The sequence below is a fragment of the Streptomyces glaucus genome, from assembly GCF_039533365.1.
In the GTDB taxonomy this organism is placed as follows: domain Bacteria; phylum Actinomycetota; class Actinomycetes; order Streptomycetales; family Streptomycetaceae; genus Streptomyces; species Streptomyces glaucus.
The window spans coordinates 25,836-47,367 of the sequence record NZ_BAAATK010000017.1 but is presented as its reverse complement, the minus strand read 5'-3'; the positions used below and the strand labels follow the sequence as shown (position 1 = coordinate 47,367).

The window sequence follows — 21,532 nt, the reverse complement described above, 5'->3', positions numbered from 1 at the left end:
GGCGGAAGGCCCGGTCAGTTCAGGTGCGGGAGGACCTCGGCCCCCAGCCGCCGTACGTTCTCCTCGGTCGCCGCCAGATCCCCGGAGCCCTCGACGAGCAGGGCGAAACGGGAGATTCCGGTCCGTTCGCTGGTCGCCGCGAGCCGGTCGACGCAGAGCCGCGGGGGGCCCACCGGGTGCAGCCCGCAGAGCAGTTCGGTGTACGCCAGCGGATCGCGCATCCGCCGGGGGCGGCCGTCGACCGTGACATGGGCGTCCAGCCCCTGCTTCAGCCAGCCCGGCATCGCCTTCATCAGCGTCTCCACCGCGTCCGTGCGCCGGTCCGCGATCTGGCAGACGCCGGCCGAGACATGGGCCGCGTGGTGGATCTCCTCCGCCGGCCGCCCGGCCGCCCGCGCCTGCCGCCGCCACAGGGCGGCCATCTCGGCCTTCTCCTCGTCGCCGACGTGCATGCCGAGCAGCATCGGCAGCCCGCGCTCGGCCGCGAGCCGCACGCTCGCCGGGGAGGTGCAGGCGACGACGACCTCGGGTCCCTCGGCGTCCGTCAGGGCCTCCGACGGGCGGGGGACGACGGGCACCTCACGGAAGCCGAATCGTTCCCCCGAAGCCCCGACCACGGGTTCGCGCAGCCAGCGCACCAGCAGGTCGAGCGACTCCGGGAACCCCTTCTCGTACGCCTCCAGGCCCGCGCCGAACACCTCCAGGTCGACCCACGGCCCGCCGCGCCCCACGCCGAGCGAGAACCGCCCGCCGCTCGTCACGTGCAGCAGCGCGGCCTGCTCGCCGAGCGTCACGGGGTGGGTGGTGGACAGGACGCTGACCGCCGTCCCGACCCGGAGGCGGCGGGTCCGGCCGAGCAGCAACGCCGCCAGGGTGACGGCCGACGGACAGGTGCCGTAGGGCACGAAGTGGTGCTCGGCCAGCCAGACCGTGTCGAGTCCCGCCTCCTCCGCGACCTCGGCGGAGCGGACCGCGCGGTGCAGCGCCTCCCCCTCGCCCTGCCCGGGGAACCGGGCCGCCAACACGAAACTTCCTACGCGCATCGTTTTTCCTGCTTCCTCGGCTCCGACACGGAGCTCCCCACCGGGCATAACCGGCCGACACGTGCCGAGGACACGGCTCTGCGAAGGGATTTGCGGATTGTCCGGAGATCCGGACGCCGCGGAGGGCGTCCGCGCCGGTCCGCGAGGGGACCTTCGGCGGCCGGTGGTGTACGCGTACCCCTGTCCGCGCCGCGTAGGCTGGACAGGGCCCGTGCATCCCGTAGAGCCCCGTGAGGTGTCCTGTGTCCCCGCGTCGCAACCGACCCAAGGGAGTCGGCCGGTCAGGCCGGAGCGCCGAGGACGACCGGCCCGGCCGCTACGGCGGCTGGGAGTCCACGGAGAGCTGGCAGGGCGAGGAGTGGAACGTGCGGCACGTGGCCGGCGCGAGCGCCCGGGGCAAGGCGTACCGCTGCCCCGGCTGCGACCAGTTGATCCCCGACGGCGTGCCGCACGTGGTGGCCTGGCCGTCGTACGTGGGCGTCGACGACCGCCGGCACTGGCACAAGGCGTGCTGGAACGCCAAGGACCGCCGCACCACGCGGGTGCAGCGGTCCCGGAACGCGCCCCGGTTCTGAGCCGGGTCCGCCCGTCCTACACGTCCCGCTTCTCCAGCAGCGCGAAGGCGCCGGCGAACACCACGGCCGTCACGCCGAGCATGATCCACAGCGGGTCCCAGCCGGACGGGCCCGACTCGCTCAGGGAGTTGGCGTAGAAGACGCTGAGCTGGTTGGGGATCGAGTACTCGAACAGGGCCTGGCGGACGTCCTCCAGCGAGGAGGAGAACATGAACAGCGCGATCACCAGCGGCGCGAGCACGGCTCCGATCATGATGGTGATGGCGCCCGCCGAGTGCCGGACGACCGAGCCGACGGCGAGCGAGAGCATCCCGAGCAGCGCGACGTAGAGCGCGACGCCGACCGTGCCCTTCAGCCACTCCCCGCCGGAGGGCTCCCGGGCGCCGTTGCCCCCCAGCATGGCCACGTGCAGGAAGGCGACGACGGACACGGACACCAGCGTCACCACGAACGCCGTCAGGAAGAACACGATCGCCTTCGCCGCGAGCACCCGGCCGCGAGTGGGACAGGCGGTCATCGTGGTGCGGATCATGCCGGTGCCGTACTCCGAGGCCGTGGTCAGCACGCCGAGCGTGATGACGCACATGCTGCCCAGCAGCAGCCCGAAGAAGCCCAGCGACAGGGCGTTCTCACCGGACAGGTCGGACGAGGAGCTCGCCACCACGACACCGGTCAGCAGACCGATGCCGACGACCAGCAGGACGAACACGCCGAGCGTCCACAGGGTCGAGCGCACCGAGCGGATCTTCGTCCACTCGGAGGCGACGGCGTGCCCGAGGTGTGTGCGCACCACCGGGATCGGCGAGGTGTAGACGGGGAACGGGGAGCCGGGCGCCGCCTGCCACCGGGGTGCGGGCGCGGCCTGCGGCATCGGGGGCTGCGGAGTGCTCATCGGGCGTCCTCGGGCTCGGTCACGTCGGTCGTCGGGGCGGCGGGCTGCGGGGCCGGTGCCGGGGGAGCGGGCTGCGCGTACGGGTTGGGCGCGGCCGGCGCGTCCGCGGGGGCGCCCGGGGCGCCGTACGGCCCCGTCCGGTCCGGCGCGCCCTGCGGCCCGGCGAACGGCTGCCCGCCCGGCTGGGGCGGCGGCGGGGCGTACCAGCCCGGCTGGCCCTGCCCGGGCACCGGCACCGGCGGCTGCGCGCCGGGCGGCAGCGGCTGATGCAGCCCTTCCTTCTGGTCGGTGGTCGAGCGGTAGTCGACCACCCCCTGCGTCATCCGCATGTACGCCTCCTCCAGCGAGGCCTGATGCGGCGACAGCTCCCACAGCCGTACGCCGGCCTCGTGCGCGATGTCGCTGATGCGGGGCAGCGGCAGGCCCGTCACCCGCAGCGCGCCGTCCTGCTCGGGCAGCACCTGGCCGCCGGCCTCGGTGAGCGCGCCCGACAGCTTCTCGCGCTGCTGCGGCTCGGTGCCGGGCGTGCGCACCCGCGCGAAGTCGGCGGAATTGGCCGATATGAAGTCCTTCACGCTCATGTCGGCGAGCAGTTGTCCGCGCCCGATGACGATCAGGTGATCGGCGGTGAGCGCCATCTCGCTCATGAGGTGACTGGAGACGAACACGGTCCGCCCCTCGGCGGCCAGCGCCTTCATCAGGTTCCGCACCCAGAGGATGCCCTCGGGGTCGAGGCCGTTGACCGGCTCGTCGAACAGCAGCACCTGCGGGTCGCCGAGCAGCGCGGCGGCGATGCCCAGCCGCTGGCCCATGCCGAGGGAGAACCCCTTGGACCGTCTCTTCGCCACGTCGTGCAGGCCGACGACGCCGAGCACCTCGTCCACGCGCCGGGCCGGGATGCCGGACAGCTGGGCGAGGCTCAGCAGGTGGTTGCGGGCGGACCGGCCGCCGTGCACCGCCTTGGCGTCGAGCAGGGCGCCGACCTGGCGGGGGGCGTTGGGCAGCTTGCGGTACGGGTAGCCGCCGATCGTGACGTGCCCGGCGGTGGGGTTGTCCAGGCCGAGGATCATCCGCATCGTCGTCGACTTGCCCGAGCCGTTCGGCCCGAGGAAGCCGGTGACGGCGCCGGGCCGTACCTGGAAGGACAGGTTGTGCACAGCGGTCTTGTCGCCGTAGCGCTTGGTCAGGCCGACTGCCTCGATCATGCTCCCCACCCGTCGGAAGGTACCCAGCGAAGGTTCTCAGGACAGCGGGGCACACGCCCCCCCGTAAGGGTTAGGAGGATATCGGGGCGCTGACGGTTCCGCCCAAGGGCGAGCAGAACCTCACGCGTCCCGCTTCTTCACCAGCACGTAACCGCCGGCGAGGGCGGCGGCCACCCACAGCACCATGATCCCGAGCCCGCCCCAGGGGCCGTACGGGGTGTCGTCGCCGACCGGGGGAACCACCTGCATGATCGTGCTGCCGGCCTGGTCGGGCAGGAACCGGCCGACCTCCTCGGTCGCCGAGACGTTGCCCAGGATGCTGGAGACGAGGAAGAAGAACGGCATCAGGACGCCGAGCGAGAGCATCGGCGAGCGCAGCATCGCGGCGACGCCCATGGAGAACGTCGCGATGAGGGTCATGTAGAGCCCGCCGCCGATCACCGCGCGCAGCACGCCCGGGTCCCCGATCGACGCCCGGAGGTCGCCGAGCACCGCCTGCCCGACGAAGAAGGCGAGGAAAGCGGTGGTCAGGCCGACCACGAGGGCCAGCGCGGTGGCGACCGCGATCTTGCCGAACAGGAAGGTGCCGCGCTGCGGGACCGCGGCCAGCGAGGTGCGGATCATGCCGGTGCTGTACTCGTTCGACACGACGAGCACCCCGAACACGATCATCGCCAGCTGGCCGAGGCTCATGCCCGCGAAGCTGGTGAACGTCGGGTCGAAGGAGAGCCTGTCCCGCGTGCTCATGGAGGCGAACTCGTTCCTCGACAGCGCCGAGATCAGCATGCCGAGGGCGACGGTGACGACCACGGCGACGGAGAGCGTCCAGACGGTGGACGCCACCGACCGGATCTTGGTCCATTCGGACCGGACGACCTGGGTGACCGCCATGTTCAGCTCCTTCCCCCGCCGTCGCCCCACCGCTGCGCGGCGGGCGGGGTCCCGGTGTGGGCGTGGTATTCCACCGACTCCGCGGTCAGCCGCATGAACGCCTCCTCCAGCGAGGCCTGCCGGGGACTCAGCTCGTGCAGCACCACCTGGTGCCGCGCGGCCAGTTCGCCGATGTGCTCGGGTTTGCCGCCGTCGACCTCGAAGGCGCCGGTGCCGGTCGCCACGGCCGTGATCCCCGCCGCGTGCAGCACGTCCAGCAGCCGCTCCGGCTGGGGGGTGCGGATCCGGACGCAACTGCGCGAGTTCTGCTCGATGAAGCCGGCCATGGAGGTGTCGGCGAGCAGCCGGCCCTGGCCGATGACGACGAGGTGGTCGGCGGTCAGCGCCATCTCGCTCATCAGGTGGCTCGACACGAACACCGTCCGGCCCTGCGCGGCCAGCGACTTCATCAGGGTGCGGATCCAGTGGATGCCCTCGGGGTCGAGGCCGTTGACCGGCTCGTCGAACATCAGGATCCGCGGATCGCCCAGCAACGCGGCGGCGATGCCGAGGCGCTGCGACATGCCGAGCGAGAACGACCTGGCCTTCTTCCGCGCGACCGCCGTCAGGCCCACGGTGTCGAGCACCTCGTGCACCCGCCGCTTCGGGATGCCGTTGCTCTGCGCCAGGCACAGCAGATGGTGGTAGGCGCTGCGCCCGCCGTGCACCGCACGGGCCTCCAGCAGCGCCCCGATGGACTTCAGCGGGTCCTTGAGCCGGTCGTAGGGCCTGCCGTCGACGCGCACGTCGCCGGCGGTGGGCCGGTCCAGGCCCAGGATCATCCGCATGGTGGTCGACTTGCCGGCGCCGTTGGGGCCCAGGAAGCCCGTGACCATGCCCGGTCTGACGGCGAAGGTGAGGTTGTTGACCGCGACCTTCTCGCCGTACCGCTTGGTCAGTCCCGCCAGCTCGATCATGCCGACACGCTAAAACGGGACGGAGCCCGCTGCCACCCCGGTGGCAGCGGGCTCCGCCTCTTCTCAGCCGCTGTACGCCCGGGCGTTACCGGGACTGCTGCGCGGGCACCCCGCGGGAGACCGACTCGTCGTCGCTCGACGTGCCGGCGGCGGCCACCGCGGCACCGGTGAGCGTGGCGAGCATCTCGCGCACGTTGGTCAGCTGCGCGTTGATCGAGTCGCGGCGGTTGGTCAGCGCGGCCAGCTCGCGCTCGGACTCCGAGCGGATGCGGTCGGCCTTGGCGTTGGCGTCGGCCACGATGTCCTCGGCCTGACGCTGCGCCGTCTCGACGGTCTGGCGGGCGCGGCGCTCGGCGTCGGTGCGCAGCTTCTCCGCCTCCAGGCGCAGCTGCTCGGCGCGGTGCTCGATCTCGGCGAGCCGCTTCTCGGCCTTGGCCTGACGGGACGCCAGGTCGCGCTCGGACTGCTCGCGGCGCTTGGCGAGGTTCGTCTCGAAGTCGGCTGCGGCCTGCGCGGCCTTGGCACGGGTCTCCTCGAAGAGGGCGTCCGCCTCCTCGCGCTTGGACTGCGCGTCCCGCTGGGCCTCGGCCCGCAGCTGGGCGGCGTCGCTCTTGGCCTTCTCGACGATCCGCAGGCCCTCGTCCTCGGCCTTCGCCTTGCGCTCGGCCGCGTACGTCTCGGCGTCGCTGCGCACCTGCTGGGCCGCCGACTCGGCGAGCTCCCGGTGCTGCTCGGCCGCGCGCCGGGCCTCCTCGCGCAGCTCCTTGGCCTCTTCCTCGGCGAGACGCAGGATCTTCTCGACCCGTGCGCCGAGGCCCGCGTACGACGGCTCGGCGTCGGTGACCTGGGCCTGGGCGTTCTGCGTCTCGAGGTGGAGCTCCTCGATCCGCTTCTCCAGAGCGGTGATGCGGGCGAGCGCCTGGTCACGGTCGGAGACGAGCTTGGAGATACGTTCGTCCACCTGAGCGCGGTCGTACCCACGCCGCACAAGCTCGAAGCCGTAGGGGGAAGTGTCGCTCATGGGGTTCCTGTCGAATGAGACCGGTGAGGTGATAAGGGGAATCCTAGGGGTCAAAGCGGCGTGTCATCGAGCGGATGCGTGTTTGATCTGGAGAATGACACCTCTTTTGGGTGGCTAACCGACGGACAGCTTGCCAAACAGTTGGTCAAAGGATCCAGCAGACACCGGAATCGGCCCTCCTCGCTAGCTTTCCGACGACTTGCCACCCGAACGGGTAGCGCCGGCGGCGGCGCCGGCCTTGACCCCGGTGTCCTTGCCGGAGGGCGGGGCCTCGAAGGACTCCAACGCCTCCAGCACGTCCTGGACACGGGAGATCTCGGCGTTGATGTCCTCGCGGCGCCGCACCAGGATCTCCAGTTCGCGCTTGCCCTCCTCGACCGTGCGCCGCGCCTCGCGGATCGCCTCGGCCTTGAGCTCCTCGGCCTCCTTGACGAGACGGGCCTTCTTCTGCTCGGCCTCCTTCAAGAGCCCCTCGGCCTTCTTGACGGCGGCGATGCGCACCTTGCCGGCCTCGGAGTTGGCCTCCGAGACGATCTCCTTGGCCTTCGCCTCGGCCTTGGCGAGCTGCTCCTCGGCGGCCTTGATGAGCGCGTCGCAGCGGTCGCCGGTGGACTTCATCGTCTCGGCCGCCTCGCGACGGGCGCGCTCGTGCAGCTCCTCGATCTCCGTGGTGATGCGGTCGCGCAGCTCCTCGGCGCGCTCCCGGATCTGGGTGGCGTCCCGGCGGGCGCCGACGAGCAGTTCGTCCGCGTCCGCACGGGCCTTCTCCACCAGGGAGTTGCCCTCGACGGTGGCCTCGGAGACGATCCGCTCGGCCTCCTTGCGGGCCGCGCCGACCATCGTGTCGGCCTGCGCCTCCGCGTCCGCGGTGGTCTTCAGGGCCTGCGCCTGGGCCTCGGTGAGCAGCTTGTCGGCCTCCGCCGTGGTCTCCGTGATGAGCTTGTCGACCTGTTCGGCCGCCTCCGAACGCCGCTTGTTGGCGTCCTTGCGGGCCTCGTCCAGGGTGCGCTCGGCCTCCTCGCGCGCGGTGGCCACCAGCCGCTCGGCCTCCGCCTCGGCGTCGGCCTTGACGCGTTCGGCCTCGCCGCGCAGCCGCTCGGCGTGCTGCTGCGCCGAGCCGACCGTCTCGGCGGCCTCGGCCCGCAGCCGCTCGGCGTCCCCGGTGGCGTCCGCGAGCAGCCGCTCGGCCTCGGTGCGGGCCTCGGACCGCACCCGCTCGGCCTCGGTGGCGGCCTCGGTGCGGACCCGCTCGGCTTCGGTGGCGGCCTCGGTGCGGACCCGCTCGGCCTCGGTACGCGCCTCGGTGCGGGCCTGCTCGGCCTCGGTACGGGCCTCGGACCGCACCTGCTCGGCCTCGGCGAGGGCCTCGGTGCGGACCCGCTCGGCCTCGGCGACCGTCTCCGCGCGCAGCCGGTCGGTGTCGGCGACCGTCTCCGTCGTGAGCCGCTCCGCCTCGGCGCGCGCCTCGCTGATGAGGGTGTCGGCCTGCGTCGCCGCGTCCGACCGGATGCGGTTGGCGTCCTCGCGGGCGTCCGCGCGGGTGCGGGCGGCGCTCTGCTCGGCCTCCGCGATGGTGTCGGAGGCCTCCGTGCGCACCCGCTGGGCGTGCTCGGCGACGTCCGCGCGGATCCGCTCGGCCTCCGCCAGCGCCTCGGAGACGGTGCGCTCGGCGAGCGCCTTGGCGGCCTCCGACTCCTCCCGCGCCTCGCGCCGGAGGCGGCCCGCGTCCTCGCCGGCCCGCTCCCGCTCGGCGTAGGCGTCGGAGCGGACCCGGTCCGCCTCCTCCTCGGCCTCCCGGCGGGTGCGCTCCGCCGCGTGCTCGGCGGCGCTGCGCAGCCCGGCGATCTCCTCCTGGGCCTGCTCGTGCAGCCCGGCCACCGAGTCCCGCACCTGCTGGGCGTGGAGCTCGGCCGCGGACACCAGCTCCGCGGCGCGCCGGTCGGCCTCCTCGACCAGGCGCACGGCCTCGGCCTGGGCCTCCTCCACCCGCTTGCGGGCGGAGGCCAGCAGCTCCTCGCTCTGCTCGCGGGCCCGCTCACGCTCCTGGTCGGCCTCCTGCCGGGCGGAACCGAGGAGTTCCTCGGCCTCGCGGCGGCGCCGGGCGGCCTCCTCCTGGGCGGCGGCCAGCGTCTCGGACGCCTCGGCGGCGAGCCGCTCGGCGGCGGCCTGGGCCTCCGCACGGACCCGGTCGGCGGTGTCCTGCGCCTCCGACCTCAGCCGCTCCGCCTCGGCCGCGGCCTCCGACCTCAGGCGCACGGCGACGGCCTCGCCCTCCGCGCGGGAGGCGGAGGCGTCGGCGGCGGCCTCGGTGCGCAGCCGCTCGGCCTCGGCCTCGGCCTGCTGCTGGAGCGTACGGATCCGCTCGCCGGCCTCGGCGCGCAGCCGCTCGGTCTCCTCGGCGGCCTCGCGGCGGAGGCGCGTGGCCTCCTCGCGGGCCTCGGCGAGCGCCCGCTCGGCGGCGGCGAGCCGCTCCTCGGCCTCCTGCTGCAGCCGGGCCAGCTCCCCGGCGGCCTCCTCCTGCCGGGCCGCCAGGGCCCGCTCGGTGTCCTCGCGCAGCTCGCGCGCCGCCCGCTCGGCGTCCGCCTTGAGCGCCTCGGCCTGCTCGGCGGCCTCCTCGCGGTGCCGTTCGGCCTCCTGACGGGTGCGCTGCAGGGTCTCCTCGGCCTGCCGGCGCAGCGCCGTCGCCCGCTCGATGGCCTCGGTGCGGACCTTCTCGCTGTCCGCCTGGGCGGTGGTGCGCAGCTCGTCCGCGTCCGCCTTGGCCTTGGCGAGCAGCTCCTCGGCCGTCTTGGCGGCCTCCTCGATCTGCGCCACGGCCTCCTTGCGGGCCTCGGCGCGGATCCGCTCGCCCTCCTCGGCCGCCTCGGCGCGCAGCTGCTCGGCCTCGCCGCGCAGCCGGCGGGCCTCCTCCTGCAGCTCGACCGTCTTGGCGCGGTACTCCTTGGTGTCGTCCTTCGCGGCGCCCTTGAGCTGCTCGGCGATGTCGTGCGCCTCGGCGCGCAGCCGGTCCGCCTCGGCCTCGGCCTCCGTGCGGATCCGCTCGGCCTCCTCGGCGGCGGCCCGCGTGGTCTGCTTGGCGTCCTCGGACGCCTTGTTGAGCACGTCCTCGGCGGTCCTGGCCGCCTTGGACAGCTGGGTGGCGGTCTCCTCGGCGGCGATCGTCCGGGCCTTCTCGGCGGCCTCGGCGACGATCTTCTCGGCCTCGGCGCGGGCGTCGGCGACGAGCTGCTCGGCCTCCGCCTTGGTGGCCTCGGCCTCCTTCGTGGCCTCCTGGACCAGCCGGGCGACCTGCTCCTTGGCCACGCGGGTGCGCTGCTCGTTGGCCGACTCGGCGCCGGCGAGCGCCTTGGCGGCGGCCTCCTTGGCCTCGGCGAGCAGCTTGTCGGCCTCGGCGCGCGCCTCGCGCAGCGCGGTCTCCGCCTCGGCCATCCGCTGCTCGGCGGCCCGGCTCAGCTCCTGGGCCTGACGGCGCGCGGCCTCCGCCTCGGTGGCGGTGGAGGTGCGCAGCCGCTCGGCGTGGTCGGTGGCCTCCTGGGCCTGCGTGGAGGCGGCGTTCAGCAGCCGCTCGGCGTCCGCGCGGGCCCGGCGCAGGATCTGCTCGGCCTCCGCGCGGGCCGCCTCGGCCTCGCTCCGCAGGCGCTGCCGCGCCTCGGCGGTCAGCCGCTCGGCCTCGGCGCGCGCGGCCGCCAGGGCCTGCTCGGCCTCGGCGCGGGACTCCTCCAGCAGGCGGCGGGCCTGCTGCTCGGTGCGGGCGCGCAGCTGCTCCGCCCACGCCACGTTCTCGTTGACGTGCGACTCGACGGTCTGCCGGCGCTCGGCCAGCTCCTGGTCGAGCTGCTGGCGGCGCGTCACCGCCTCCTGGTGCAGCTCGGCCTGGAGCCGGGCCGCCTGCTCGGCGTGCTCCTGGAGGATCCGCTGGGTCTGGGCGCGGGCCTGGCTCAGCTCGCGCTCGGCGTCCGCCCGGATCTGGTCGGCCTGCATCTGGGCGTTGCGCAGCAACTGCTCGGCCTGCCAGCCGAGGTCGCCGCCGTCGAAGGCGGGCCGGGACATGATGGTGCGCCGCGCCTCGTGCAGCTTGGCGCGCAGCACCTCGACCTGGTAGCCGAGGTCCTCGGCGTGCTGGATCGCCTTTTCCCGCTCGGTCCTCAGCCGTTTCATCTCGGCCTCGAACCGAGAGAGGTGGTCGACGTCAGCCGCCGGCTCTCGCTCCTGGCTCTCGTAGCCCCGCACTGCGCGGTCCCATCCGTCCCCTGGTCGCAAGTCTCTCCACACGAGCTCCGTCCATCCGCCGGACGGTGCCCCCGGGGAATGGTGTCAGATGGGCGGCGGAGCATGGGCTGCTGCCCCGACGCTCGTCCCCCGAGACCCGGACCCCGGCATCGGTCGCCCGTTGGGCGCGGCGACCGCCCCCAACCCTACCGGCCCTTATCTGCGGGAGTCAGTGCTCAGGTGACTCAACGGGGGCCGAAGTGACCAGTTCTGTCAGTACGCCATGACAATCCTTGGGGTGCAGGAAGGTGATCCGTGACCCCATGGAGCCGCGCCGGGGCTCTTCGTACAGCACGCGTACGCCCTTGTCCCTGACGGCGGCCGCGTCGCCGTCCACGTCCGCCGTGCCGAAGGCGATGTGGTGGACGCCCTCCCCGTTCTTCGCGAGCCACTTCGCGACGGGGGAGTCCTCCCGGGTGGGTTCGAGGAGCTGCAGGTACGAGGAACCGCCGTCGGACGTATCGTTGATCTTGAGCATGGCCTCGCGCACGCCCTGCTCCTCGTTGACCTCGGTGTGGAACACCTCGAAGCCGTAGGTGGCCCGGTAGAACTCGACGGTCCGGTCGAGGTCGAAGCAGGCGATCCCGATGTGGTCGATTCGCGTCAGCATGGATCAAGTGGAGCGCTCCGGAGGTGGTCACGCAACGTGCGCGCGATCACACCGACAGCTGGATGACGGTGTGAACCGCCCCTCAGTACATTCGAAGTAAACCCTCGTTCACTCCTCGGCCGCGCAGGCCGGTAAGGGGATCGCAGCTCATGTCTTCTGCAACGAACGGCACGACGTCCGTCATCGTCGCGGGTGCCCGGACCCCGATGGGACGGCTGCTCGGCTCGCTGAAGTCCTTCTCCGCGGCCGACCTCGGCGGCTTCGCGATCAAGGCCGCCCTCGACCGTGCGGGGATCGGGGGCGACCAGGTGCAGTACGTGATCATGGGCCAGGTGCTCCAGGCCGGGGCGGGGCAGATCCCGGCGCGCCAGGCCGCGGTCAAGGCCGGCATCCCGATGAGCGTCCCGGCACTCACGGTCAACAAGGTCTGCCTGTCCGGCCTGGACGCGATCGCGCTGGCCGACCAGCTGATCCGCGCGGGTGAGTTCGACGTGGTCGTCGCCGGCGGTCAGGAGTCCATGACCAACGCCCCCCACCTGCTGCCGAAGTCCCGCGAGGGCTTCAAGTACGGCGCGGTCCAGATGCTCGACGCCATGGCCCACGACGGCCTGACCGACTCCTTCGAGGGCATCGCCATGGGCGAGTCGACGGAGAAGCACAACACGCGGCTCGGCATCGGCCGCCGGGAGCAGGACGAGATCGCCGCCCTGTCCCACCAGCGGGCCGCCGCCGCGCAGAAGAACGGCGTCTTCGAGGCCGAGATCACCCCGGTGGAGATCCCGCAGCGCAAGGGCGACCCGGTGCTGTTCGGCCAGGACGAGGGCATCCGCGGCGACACCACGGTGGAGTCCCTGGCCCGGCTGCGCCCCGCGTTCTCCGCGGACGGCACGATCACGGCCGGCTCGTCCTCGCAGATCTCCGACGGCGCGGCGGCCGTGGTCGTGATGAGCAAGGCCAAGGCGCAGGAGCTCGGCCTGGACTGGATCGCGGAGATCGGCGCGCACGGCAACGTGGCGGGCCCGGACAACTCCCTCCAGTCGCAGCCGTCGAACGCGATCCGGCACGCCCTGAAGAAGGAGGGCCTGGAGGTCTCCGACCTCGACCTCATCGAGATCAACGAGGCGTTCGCGGCGGTCGCCGTGCAGTCGATGAAAGATCTGGGCGTTTCCACCGAAAAGGTGAACGTCAACGGCGGCGCCATCGCCCTGGGCCACCCGATCGGGATGTCCGGCGCCCGTCTCGTCCTCCACCTGGCGCTGGAGCTGAAGCGGCGCGGCGGCGGGATCGGCGCGGCCGCGCTGTGCGGCGGCGGCGGCCAGGGCGACGCGCTGATCCTCCGGGTGCCCGAGGCGTAACCGGCCCGGTTGTCCCCGACCCGCCCCCTTCCGCGAACGGAGCTGTGATGCAGGACGTCCCCACGCTGGTGGCCCAGGCCAGGGAGGGCCGGCCACGCGCCGTGGCCCGGTTGATCTCCCTGGTGGAGGGGGCGTCCCCCCAGCTCAGAGAGGTCATGGCGGCCCTGGCGCCGCTGGCCGGCAACGCGTACGTCGTCGGTCTGACGGGCTCGCCGGGCGTCGGCAAGTCGACGTCCACGTCGGCGCTGGTGACGGCGTACCGCAGGCAGGGCAGGCGGGTCGGCGTCCTGGCGGTGGACCCGTCGTCCCCCTTCTCGGGAGGGGCCCTCCTGGGCGACCGGGTGCGGATGTCGGAGCACGCGTCGGACCCCGGCGTGTACATCCGCTCCATGGCCACACGGGGGCATCTGGGCGGCCTCGCGTGGGCCGCGCCGCAGGCGATCCGCGTGCTGGACGCGGCGGGCTGCGACGTGATCCTGGTGGAGACGGTCGGGGTGGGCCAGTCGGAGGTGGAGATCGCCGCGCAGGCCGACACCTCGGTGGTCCTGCTGGCCCCGGGCATGGGCGACGGCATCCAGGCGGCCAAGGCGGGCATCCTGGAGATCGGCGACGTGTACGTGGTCAACAAGGCCGACCGGGACGGCGCGGACGCGACCGCCCGCGAGCTGAACCACATGCTGGGCCTCGGCGAGGCCCGCGCCCCCGGCGACTGGCGCCCGCCGATCGTCAAGACGGTCGCCGCGCGCGGCGAGGGCGTCGACGAGGTGGTCGAGGCCCTGGAGAAGCACCGCGCGTGGATGGAGGAGCGCGGCGTCCTGGCCGAGCGCCGCCTGGCCCGCGCCGCCCGCGAGGTGGAGACCATCGCCGTCACGGCCCTGCGGGAACGCATCGGCGACCTCCACGGCGACCGCCGCCTCGGCGCGCTGGCGGAACGGATCATCGCCGGCGAGCTGGATCCCTACCGGGCGGCGGACGAACTGGTGGCGGGGCTGACGGAGGGGAACTGACCCACCGGCGGCGACGGGACGGGCGGGGCGGACGCGGCGCACCCCGGTCCCGGTCCCGTCCCGGTCCCGGCAGGCGGCTCCGGTCAGTCGTCGTCGGAGCCGCTGGAGCCGTCCGAGTCGTCGGCGTCGCCGGAGTCCGCCGAACCGTTCGAGTCGTCGTCGGCGGCGGCGTCGGCGGCGTCGTCGTCGGGCCGGTCCGCCGTGACCTCGCCCGTCCTCAGGTCGACCCGCCAGTCCCGCTCCTCCTGCCCGGAGGCGGGGCGCGTCTCGACCTCCCAGGCCTTCGCCGTCCCGTCGTCGTCCAGGTCCACGGACGTCACCGCGCCCCGCCCGGCAGCCGCCTTCGCCGCCTCCGCGGCCGTCACCGACGCCCCCTCGAGCGCGGCCCGCGCCCCGGCCGCGTCGTCCTCGTCCTCGTCCTCGGCGTGCGAGCCGAGGACCTTCCCGCTGCCCGGGTCCACCCGGACGCTGTGCCGGTCGCCGCCCCCGGAGAGCACGCCGACCTCCCAGACGGTCCGCCCGCCGTCGTCCTCCTCGTCCAGTTCGGCGGAGACGGCCGTACCCGGCGTGTGCTTCAGCGCGGCGGCGATGGCGTCCGGCGCGCTCACGCCGGCGGACGCCGCCCGCGCCGCGTCGTCGTCCCGCTCGTCCTCCCGGCCGCGGTCGTCGTCCCGCTCGCCGTCCCGGCCGTCGTCGTCCGCCTCCCGGACGTCCGCCTGCCGCGCCGTCGTCCCCCCGTCGTCCCCCGCCACCGCGAGAGCCGTGGCCGTGCCGCCCCCGATCAGGGCGGCGGCCGTGACGGCGGCGATCACGATGTTGCGCTTCATACGAGTTCCTCCACAGTCGTTTCCTCCGCGACGCCACCACCGTCGCCCACCGACGCTGAGAGGAACCTGAAACCACCTGAAGGGATCTTCAGCTTGCCTTTGCCACCCTGGACCCATGCGCCCGCCCGTCACCCACCACCCCGCCGCCGGCGCCCCGCGCCGCCCCTTCCGACTGCTGATCGTGGAGGACGAGAAGCGGCTCGCCCTGTCGCTCGCCAGGGGCCTGACGGCCGAGGGCTACGCCGTGGACGTCGTCCACGACGGGCGGCAGGGCCTGCACCGGGCCACCGAGGGCGCCTACGACCTGGTGATCCTCGACATCATGCTGCCCGGCCTCAACGGCTACCGGGTCTGCGCCGCCCTGCGCGCCGCCGGCCACGAGGTGCCGATCCTGATGCTCACCGCCAAGGACGGCGAGTACGACGAGGCCGAGGGCCTCGACACGGGCGCGGACGACTACCTCACCAAGCCGTTCTCGTACGTCGTCCTGGTGGCCCGCGTCAAAGCCCTGCTCCGGCGCCGCGGCCGGGGCGCCGGCGCCCCGCCGGTCCATGTGCACGGCGACCTGAGAGTGGACACCGCGGCCCGCCGCGTCTTCCTCGGCGGCAGCGAGGTCACCCTCACCGCCAAGGAGTTCGCCGTCCTGGAGCAGTTGGTGGTGCGGGCCGGCGAGGTGGTGTCCAAGACCGAGATCCTGGAGCACGTCTGGGACTTCGCCTACGAGGGCGACCCGAACATCGTCGAGGTCTACGTCAGCACGCTGCGCCGCAAGCTGCGCGCCGGGCTGATCCGGACCGTGCGCGGCGCCGGCTACCGGCTGGAGACGGCACCGTGAGGCGCCTGTTCGGCTCCGTCCGGGCCCGGGCGACGCTCGGCGCCACCCTCGTGGTCGCCGTGGCGCTGGTGGCGGCCGGCGCCGCCGTCCTGCTGTCCCTGCGGTCCAACCTGATCGGCGAGGCCGGCACCCAGGCGGAGCGCTCCGCACGGGCGGTCGCCGCCGAGCTGGCCGCCGGGACGCCGTACGGCGAGCTGTCGCTGGACGTGGAGGACCGGCCGGTGCAGGTCGTGGACGAGGACGGGCGGCTGGCCGCGGCCAGCGACGACCTGGAGCGGATCAGCGGCACGGACACCGACGCGGTGACGCCGCGGCCGGCGCCCGCCGGCGAGGATGCCGGGGACGACGAGGGCGACGACGGCGACGACTCCGCCGAGGCCGGCGAGTCCCTGGACCCCGGCGGGATCGGCGAGCGGACCACCTTCACCAACGGCTCCGCGACGCTCGACGGCGACACCGAGGACTACCGGTTCGCCGCCGTGCCCGTGCGGACCCCGGCCGGGGACGGGTTCACCGTGTACGCGGGCGCCCCGCTGTCCGCCGAGCACAGTGCGGTGCGCACCGCGCTGACCGCCATGCTGATCGGCTTCCCGCTGCTGCTCGGCGTCGTCGCGGCGGTGACCTGGCTGGTCACCCGGCGGGCGCTGCGCCCGGTGGAGTCCATCCGCCGCGAGATGGCCGCGATCACGGCCTCCGCGGACCTCGCGCGGCGCGTGCCGGTGCCGGGCACGCACGACGAGGTCGCCCGGCTCGCCCGGACCACCAACGAGACGCTGGCCGCGCTGGAGACGTCCGTGGAACGGCAGCGGCGGTTCGTCGCCGACGCCTCCCACGAGCTGCGCAGCCCCATCGCGTCCCTGCGCACCCAGCTGGAGGTGGCCGCCGCCCACCCGGAGCTGCTCGACCTGGACGGCGCCGTCGAGGACACCGTACGACTGCAGCGCCTCGCGGCCGACCTGCTGCTGCTCGCCCGGCTGGACGCGGGGGAGCGGCCCGCCGACACGCGCGTCGACCTCGCCGCGCTGGCGCGGGAGGCGGCCGCGGGGCGGACGGGGGTGACCGTGCGCGCCGAGGCCGTGCGGGTGACCGGGTCCCGGGGGCAGCTGGAGCGGGTGCTGGTCAATCTGCTCGACAACGGGCAGCGGCACGCCCGCTCGGCGGTGGAGGTGACGGTGCGGCGGGCGGGGGAGCACGCCGTGGTCGAGGTCGCCGACGACGGGGACGGGGTGCCCGAGGCCGACCGGGAGCGGATCTTCGAGCGGTTCGTGCGGCTCGACGCCGCGCGCAGCCGCGACGACGGCGGGGCGGGGCTGGGCCTCGCCATCGCCCGGGACGTCGCCGCACGGCACGGGGGCACGCTCACGGTCCGCGCCGCGCCGGCGGGCGGAGCCCTGTTCGAGCTCCGCCTGCCGCTCGCCCGGCCGTGAGGGCCGCCCGGGTCAGGGCCGGCCGCGCTGCCCCCGCAGGTGCTCCGCGATGGGCTTGAGGGCCTTCTCGAGCTCCACCAGCGCCTCGGGCGACAGCAGGTCGATGAAGTGCCTGCGCACGGACGCCACGTGGTGCGGGGCGACCTTCTTCATCGTCTCCCTGCCGTGCTCGGTGAGGACGGCGTAGAGCCCGCGGCGGTCGGACTCGCAGTTCTCCCGCCGGACCAGGTTCGCGTTCTCCATGCGCGTGATCTGGTGCGAGAGGCGGCTCTTGGACTGCAGGGTGGCGGCCGCGAGGTCGCTCATCCGCATCCGCACGTCCTCCGACTCGGAGAGGTTCACCAGGATCTCGTAGTCGTTCATCGTCAGGCCGAACGGCTGCAGATCCTTTTCGAGCTGGTACGTCAACAGCCTGTTGACCTCCAGGTGGGCGCGCCAGGCACCCTGCTCCGTATCGGTCAGCCAGCGCGTGGCCGTCTCGGTCTCCATGAATGAAGTCTACCTAAGAAGTTGAAAGGCGAACTAATGAAGGTTGTCCTGGGGCAGTGCGCACGCGTTCGACGTCACACTCCGCAGGTTACCGCTCACAGCCCGAAGCGACGCTGGAGGTCCCCCAGCTGGCCGGGAAGGCGCGGTGTCCCGGACTGCTGCCCGGGGCCGCCGGACGCCCCGCCGCCGGGCACCCCCGCCGCCTGCGGGACCGCCCCCGTGTCCTGCTCCGCCCGCAGGGTCTCGCTGGACTGCAGCAGCACCGTCCCCGCCCCCACGAACTCGAACTGGTGCTCCTCCCCGGAGACCCCGCCCAGACCCGTCAGCGCACGCAGACCGCCCAGTACGCCGGTCAGGTACCCGTGGTCGTAGTGGTGGCAGGGGGAGGGGCAGTCGGCCCAGCCGACGAGCGCCTGGGGGTCCACCCGGATCGGGGGCTCCATGAACACCACCGGGCCGTTGGACGCGGCGACGAACTTTCCGGTTCCGATGAGGGTCAGAAAGCCCGGCACGATCGACTGCTTCAGCGACAGGGTTGGCTGAAAAGCGAGCAGGTTGCCCGAGCGAATGGTCAGGTTGCCGTCGTCCAGGTCGTAGGAATTGACGTCGAAGGCCCGGTCGGCGAGGAGCATCTTGCCCGAGCCCCGGGCCACCACCCAGTCGCTCGCGTGCAGAGGCGAATGGAAGGACGTGCGCACCAGACGGTCCAGCCGGCCGTGCCCGATCCCGTCGAACTCGATCGACCCGTAGTACGAGATCATCTTCCCCTTCTGCAGGAACCACTGGCTCCCCTTGAGCTCCACGCAGAAGGTGTACGGGTTGACGTTGTCGTCGGACGGCAGCGTCACGGGGTCGAACACCACCGGCCCGCCCGGGGTTCCGTACGCGTTCACAGCTTCTCCTCCGAGGCCTGGACGTACACCGCGCCGCTGCCGCTCAGCTCCAGCTGGAACGCCTCGCCCGAGCCGCGGCCGACCATGTCGCGCCAGCCCAGCGCCGTGGACAGCTTGTTGCGGACGTCACCGTGATGGGCGACGTACGCCTGCGGGTCGACGTGCACCGGGCGCTGCGGGGTGATGGGGATCTCGAACACCCCGCCGTGGGCCATCACGGCCACCGAGCCGTGCCCCTTCAGGGTGGTGGTGAACAGCCCCTGCCCGCTGACCTGCCCCCGCACCATGCCCATGACGCCGCCCTGCGCGCCGAGGAACACGGTCCCCTGCTGGAGCGTGCCCTCGAAGGCGAGCAGGCGGTCCGCCTCGACGTACAGGGTGTCGCCGGCGAGGTGGATCACCTGGACGTGGTGGCCGCCGTGCCCGAACAGGACCGTGCCGTCGCCCTCGACGGTCATCAGCGGCGTGTCCTCGTCCGCGACCCGCCTCCCGATCATCGACATCAGCCCGCCCTGTCCACCGGCCGTGTTGGGGGTGAAGGACACCTCACCCCGGTAGGCGAGCATCGCGCCGCGCTGGCTGAACAGCCGCTGCCCGGGCGCCACGGTCGCCTCGACCATCTTCGCGTTGATCTCCCGGAACGGCATCTCAGACATCCCCCGCGATCGTGTTCCGCTCGCTCGGCTGGACGTACACCAGCCCGTCCCCCTCGAACCGGATCTGGAAGGCCTCGCCACCGCCCTCGCCCATCAGTGTGCGGAACGTCACACCCGACTGGAACGACTGGCGCAGGTTCCCCTGGTGGGCGACGTACGCCCCCGGATCCACGGTCAGCGGGTGCTGCGGGCCGACCCGCAGCACCACCGCGGGCCCGTCCGACAGGATCGCCGCCTGCCCGTGCCCCTCGACGGTCGTGGTGAACAGCCCGTTGCCCTGCGAGGCCCCGCGCAGTCCGGTGAAGGAGGTGCCGGTCCGCAGCCCGGCGTCGGCCGCCAGGAAGTTGCTCGACTCCACGTACAGCTTGTCGCCCCGGAGGCCGACCAGGTTGATCTCACTGGCCCGGTCGGCGAACCAGCAGGTCCCGTGCCCCTTCACCTCCATCACCGTCATCTGCTCGCCGGTGAGCCGCCGGGTCACCATCCCCCGCAGGCCCTCACCGCCGCCGCTCAGCTTCTTGAAGGCCATCTCCCCGTCGTACGCCACCATCGAGCCGTTCTTCGCCTTCACGGCGTCCCCGGCCAGGTCGACGGCGAGCACTCTGCTGCTCTGAAGTCGGAACATCGCCACGCCTGTGACGGTAGTCGCCGGCCGGCGCGGCCGACAGGGCCCACCGGGGGAGACCGTCCCCGAGCGCGCCCCCGGGGGCGTCGGGGCGGCCCCCTGCGCCCGGGGCGGGTCCGCGTTTGCCACAATGGACGAACGCTTGTGCCTGCGTTCACAAACCTCCAGACCGTCTCCCCTCCGAAGGTGACCCGTGGACATCAAGACCGCCACCGCCCTCCGCCGCCTCCGCCTGGTCTCGGGCCCCGAGGCGATCTCCTTCCTCCTCCTGCTCGTCTGCTCGGTGCTGAAGCGGACCACGGACTTCAACGCCGTGCCGGTGATGGGCGCGGTCCACGGCATCCTGTTCATCCTGTACGTGATCTTCTGGGCCGACGCCTGGAACCGGGCCAAGTGGCCGCTGCGGACCGCCGCCCTCTACTTCGTCCTGTCGGTCCTGCCGACCGGCGGCTTCTTCGCCGACCGCAGGCTGCGCCGTGAGGCCGAGGACGCGGTCATCGCCTCCCGCGCCCGCAAGGAAGGGATCGTGAACGCATGATCGTCGCCTTCTCCGTGACGCCGCTCGGCGTCGGCGAGGACGTGGGGGAGTACGTCGCCGACGCCGTCCGCGTGGTCCGCGAGTCGGGCCTGCCGAACCGCACGGACGCGATGTTCACCTCGGTCGAGGGCGAGTGGGACGAAGTGATGGACGTCGTCCGGCGGGCGGTGGCCGCGGTCGAGGCACGGGCCCCGCGCGTCTCCCTGGTCCTCAAGGCGGACATCCGCCCCGGAGTGACGGACGGCCTCACGTCCAAGGTGGAGACGGTGGAACGCCACCTCGCCGGATAGGCCGGGGCGCCCGCGCGGCCCCGCCCGCCGCCGCGCCGCCGCCCGCGCCCCGCCGGGCCGCGGCGTGCCGCGGGACGCCGGCCGCGCGGGCGCGGCGCGCACCGGGGCGCAGGCGGGGCCGGGACCGAAAGGCGAGACAGGGCTGACCGGCATATGACCAGTCGGTAAGGTCGGGGGCGTGCCGAAGCCCCTCAGTCTCTCCTTCGATCCCATCGCCCGCGCCGACGAACTGTGGAAGCAGCGCTGGGGAAGCGTGCCGTCCATGGCGGCGATCACCTCCATCATGCGGGCGCAGCAGATCCTGCTCGCCGAGGTCGACGCGGTGGTCAAGCCGTACGGACTGACGTTCGCGCGCTACGAGGCGCTGGTGCTGCTCACCTTCTCCAAGTCCGGCGAGCTGCCGATGTCCAAGATCGGCGAGCGGCTGATGGTCCATCCCACCTCGGTGACGAACACGGTCGACCGCCTGGTGCGGTCGGGCCTGGTGGCCAAGCGCCCCAACCCCAACGACGGGCGCGGCACGCTCGCCACCATCACCGACAAGGGCCGCGAGGTCGTCGAGGCGGCCACCCGCGACCTGATGGCCATGGACTTCGGCCTCGGCTGCTACGACGCCGAGGAATGCGCGGAGATCTTCGCCATGCTCCGCCCGCTGCGGCTGGCGGCGGGGGACTTCGAGGAGGACTGACGGCGGGGCCGGGCCCGCCGGAAGATCGCGCAAGCGGGTGGTTAGGCTCGTGGGCATGAAAAAGAGCGTGCTGACCCGCTACCGCGTCATGGCCTACGTCACCGGTGTCCTGCTGGTCCTGCTGACCCTGGGCGTGATCGGCAAGTACGTCCTGGACCTCGACGGCGCGGACGGCTTCACGCGGATCGTCGGCATCGCGCACGGCTGGCTGTACGTCCTCTACCTGGTCTTCGCCTTCGACCTGGGCTCCAAGGCGAAGTGGCCGGTCGGCAAGCAGCTGTGGGTGCTGCTGGCCGGGACGATCCCGACGGCCGCCTTCTTCGTGGAGCGCCGGATCAGCCACGAGCTTCAGGCCAAGGTCGCCGAGGACGCGCCCGCGGCCGCGAAGGCGTAAGCGGCCCGCACCGCCGTACGGGCACCCGTACGGCGGTCCGCCATCG

Annotated in this window: 22 protein-coding genes; 9 read left to right on the top strand and 13 right to left on the bottom strand. The window is 73.1% G+C overall.

What is annotated here, in order from left to right; translation table 11 throughout:
* Nucleotides 1-14: 14 nt before the first annotated feature.
* Nucleotides 15-1,043 carry an LLM class flavin-dependent oxidoreductase gene (locus ABD363_RS15090; protein ID WP_344603553.1) on the bottom strand — a complete coding sequence of 343 codons (1,029 nt, stop codon included), beginning with the start codon at nucleotides 1,041-1,043 and terminating at the stop codon, nucleotides 15-17.
* A 242-nt stretch (nucleotides 1,044-1,285) separates the two neighbouring features.
* On the opposite strand from ABD363_RS15090, the gene ABD363_RS15085 reads away from it, so the two are divergent.
* A complete protein-coding gene (locus ABD363_RS15085) occupies nucleotides 1,286-1,618 on the top strand; it encodes an ATP/GTP-binding protein (RefSeq protein ID WP_344603552.1) in 333 nt (110 codons plus the stop codon).
* A gap of 16 nt (nucleotides 1,619-1,634) precedes the next feature.
* Here the strand turns inward: ABD363_RS15085 and ABD363_RS15080 are convergent, their stop codons facing one another.
* From ABD363_RS15080 to mce, 7 genes are all read right to left on the bottom strand, one after another.
* Nucleotides 1,635-2,510 carry an ABC-2 transporter permease gene (locus ABD363_RS15080; RefSeq protein ID WP_344603551.1) on the bottom strand — a complete coding sequence of 292 codons (876 nt, stop codon included), beginning with the start codon at nucleotides 2,508-2,510 and terminating at the stop codon, nucleotides 1,635-1,637.
* Nucleotides 2,507-3,715, bottom strand: a complete 1,209-nt coding sequence (locus ABD363_RS15075; protein WP_344603550.1) for an ABC transporter ATP-binding protein — start codon at nucleotides 3,713-3,715, stop codon at nucleotides 2,507-2,509. Before ABD363_RS15075 ends, ABD363_RS15080 begins: the two co-directional genes overlap by 4 nt.
* A gap of 120 nt (nucleotides 3,716-3,835) precedes the next feature.
* A complete protein-coding gene (locus ABD363_RS15070; protein ID WP_344603548.1) occupies nucleotides 3,836-4,606 on the bottom strand; it encodes an ABC transporter permease in 771 nt (256 codons plus the stop codon).
* Nucleotides 4,607-4,608: 2 nt separating this feature from the next.
* Nucleotides 4,609-5,562 (bottom strand): ABC transporter ATP-binding protein, encoded by a 954-nt coding sequence (locus ABD363_RS15065; protein ID WP_344603546.1) that lies wholly within the window; start codon nucleotides 5,560-5,562, stop codon nucleotides 4,609-4,611.
* Between the two features lie 85 nt (nucleotides 5,563-5,647).
* On the bottom strand, nucleotides 5,648-6,583 hold the full coding sequence (locus tag ABD363_RS15060; RefSeq protein ID WP_344603544.1) for a coiled-coil domain-containing protein: 936 nt from the start codon (nucleotides 6,581-6,583) through the stop codon (nucleotides 5,648-5,650).
* Nucleotides 6,584-6,766: 183 nt separating this feature from the next.
* Complete coding sequence (scy, locus tag ABD363_RS15055) at nucleotides 6,767-10,813, bottom strand: polarized growth protein Scy (protein ID WP_344603542.1); 4,047 nt, start codon at nucleotides 10,811-10,813, stop codon at nucleotides 6,767-6,769.
* A gap of 208 nt (nucleotides 10,814-11,021) precedes the next feature.
* Nucleotides 11,022-11,462 (bottom strand): methylmalonyl-CoA epimerase, encoded by a 441-nt coding sequence (mce, locus tag ABD363_RS15050; RefSeq protein WP_344603540.1) that lies wholly within the window; start codon nucleotides 11,460-11,462, stop codon nucleotides 11,022-11,024.
* 149 nt (nucleotides 11,463-11,611) lie between these two features.
* On the opposite strand from mce, the gene ABD363_RS15045 reads away from it, so the two are divergent.
* Entirely contained in the window at nucleotides 11,612-12,817 is a 1,206-nt protein-coding gene (locus ABD363_RS15045; protein WP_344603538.1) for an acetyl-CoA C-acetyltransferase, read from the top strand.
* Between the two features lie 47 nt (nucleotides 12,818-12,864).
* On the top strand, nucleotides 12,865-13,824 hold the full coding sequence (gene meaB / locus ABD363_RS15040; protein ID WP_344603536.1) for a methylmalonyl Co-A mutase-associated GTPase MeaB: 960 nt from the start codon (nucleotides 12,865-12,867) through the stop codon (nucleotides 13,822-13,824).
* An 83-nt stretch (nucleotides 13,825-13,907) separates the two neighbouring features.
* On the opposite strand, the gene ABD363_RS15035 is transcribed toward meaB, so the two are convergent.
* Nucleotides 13,908-14,651, bottom strand: a complete 744-nt coding sequence (locus tag ABD363_RS15035; protein ID WP_344603534.1) for a PepSY domain-containing protein — start codon at nucleotides 14,649-14,651, stop codon at nucleotides 13,908-13,910.
* Nucleotides 14,652-14,766: 115 nt separating this feature from the next.
* Here ABD363_RS15035 and ABD363_RS15030 point away from each other — a divergent pair, with 115 nt between their 5' ends.
* Nucleotides 14,767-15,486 carry a response regulator transcription factor gene (locus ABD363_RS15030; protein ID WP_344603532.1) on the top strand — a complete coding sequence of 240 codons (720 nt, stop codon included), beginning with the start codon at nucleotides 14,767-14,769 and terminating at the stop codon, nucleotides 15,484-15,486.
* Nucleotides 15,483-16,913, top strand: coding sequence for a sensor histidine kinase (locus ABD363_RS15025; protein ID WP_344603530.1), 1,431 nt, complete (start codon nucleotides 15,483-15,485; stop codon nucleotides 16,911-16,913). The genes ABD363_RS15030 and ABD363_RS15025 overlap by 4 nt, the downstream gene beginning before the upstream one ends.
* A 12-nt stretch (nucleotides 16,914-16,925) precedes the next feature.
* Here ABD363_RS15025 and ABD363_RS15020 read toward each other — a convergent pair whose 3' ends face one another.
* From ABD363_RS15020 to ABD363_RS15005, 4 genes are all read right to left on the bottom strand, one after another.
* A complete protein-coding gene (locus ABD363_RS15020) occupies nucleotides 16,926-17,402 on the bottom strand; it encodes a MarR family winged helix-turn-helix transcriptional regulator (RefSeq protein WP_344603528.1) in 477 nt (158 codons plus the stop codon).
* A 95-nt stretch (nucleotides 17,403-17,497) separates the two neighbouring features.
* Nucleotides 17,498-18,295, bottom strand: coding sequence for an AIM24 family protein (locus tag ABD363_RS15015; RefSeq protein WP_344603526.1), 798 nt, complete (start codon nucleotides 18,293-18,295; stop codon nucleotides 17,498-17,500).
* A complete protein-coding gene (locus ABD363_RS15010; protein WP_344603708.1) occupies nucleotides 18,292-18,942 on the bottom strand; it encodes an AIM24 family protein in 651 nt (216 codons plus the stop codon). The genes ABD363_RS15015 and ABD363_RS15010 overlap by 4 nt, the downstream gene beginning before the upstream one ends.
* A gap of 1 nt (nucleotide 18,943) precedes the next feature.
* Complete coding sequence (locus ABD363_RS15005; RefSeq protein ID WP_344603706.1) at nucleotides 18,944-19,576, bottom strand: AIM24 family protein; 633 nt, start codon at nucleotides 19,574-19,576, stop codon at nucleotides 18,944-18,946.
* 193 nt (nucleotides 19,577-19,769) lie between these two features.
* Here ABD363_RS15005 and ABD363_RS15000 point away from each other — a divergent pair, with 193 nt between their 5' ends.
* The 4 genes from ABD363_RS15000 to ABD363_RS14985 all read left to right on the top strand — a co-directional run bounded on the left by ABD363_RS15000 (nucleotide 19,770) and on the right by ABD363_RS14985 (nucleotide 21,486).
* Nucleotides 19,770-20,114, top strand: a complete 345-nt coding sequence (locus ABD363_RS15000) for a DUF3817 domain-containing protein (protein WP_344603524.1) — start codon at nucleotides 19,770-19,772, stop codon at nucleotides 20,112-20,114.
* The gene (locus tag ABD363_RS14995) at nucleotides 20,111-20,404 is read left to right on the top strand and encodes an MTH1187 family thiamine-binding protein (RefSeq protein ID WP_030187368.1); all 294 of its coding nucleotides are present in this window, start codon (nucleotides 20,111-20,113) and stop codon (nucleotides 20,402-20,404) included. Before ABD363_RS15000 ends, ABD363_RS14995 begins: the two co-directional genes overlap by 4 nt.
* 178 nt (nucleotides 20,405-20,582) lie before the next feature.
* Complete coding sequence (locus tag ABD363_RS14990) at nucleotides 20,583-21,092, top strand: MarR family winged helix-turn-helix transcriptional regulator (protein WP_344603521.1); 510 nt, start codon at nucleotides 20,583-20,585, stop codon at nucleotides 21,090-21,092.
* A gap of 55 nt (nucleotides 21,093-21,147) precedes the next feature.
* Nucleotides 21,148-21,486 (top strand): DUF3817 domain-containing protein, encoded by a 339-nt coding sequence (locus tag ABD363_RS14985; RefSeq protein ID WP_344603519.1) that lies wholly within the window; start codon nucleotides 21,148-21,150, stop codon nucleotides 21,484-21,486.
* The last annotated feature ends 46 nt before the right edge of the window (nucleotides 21,487-21,532 follow it).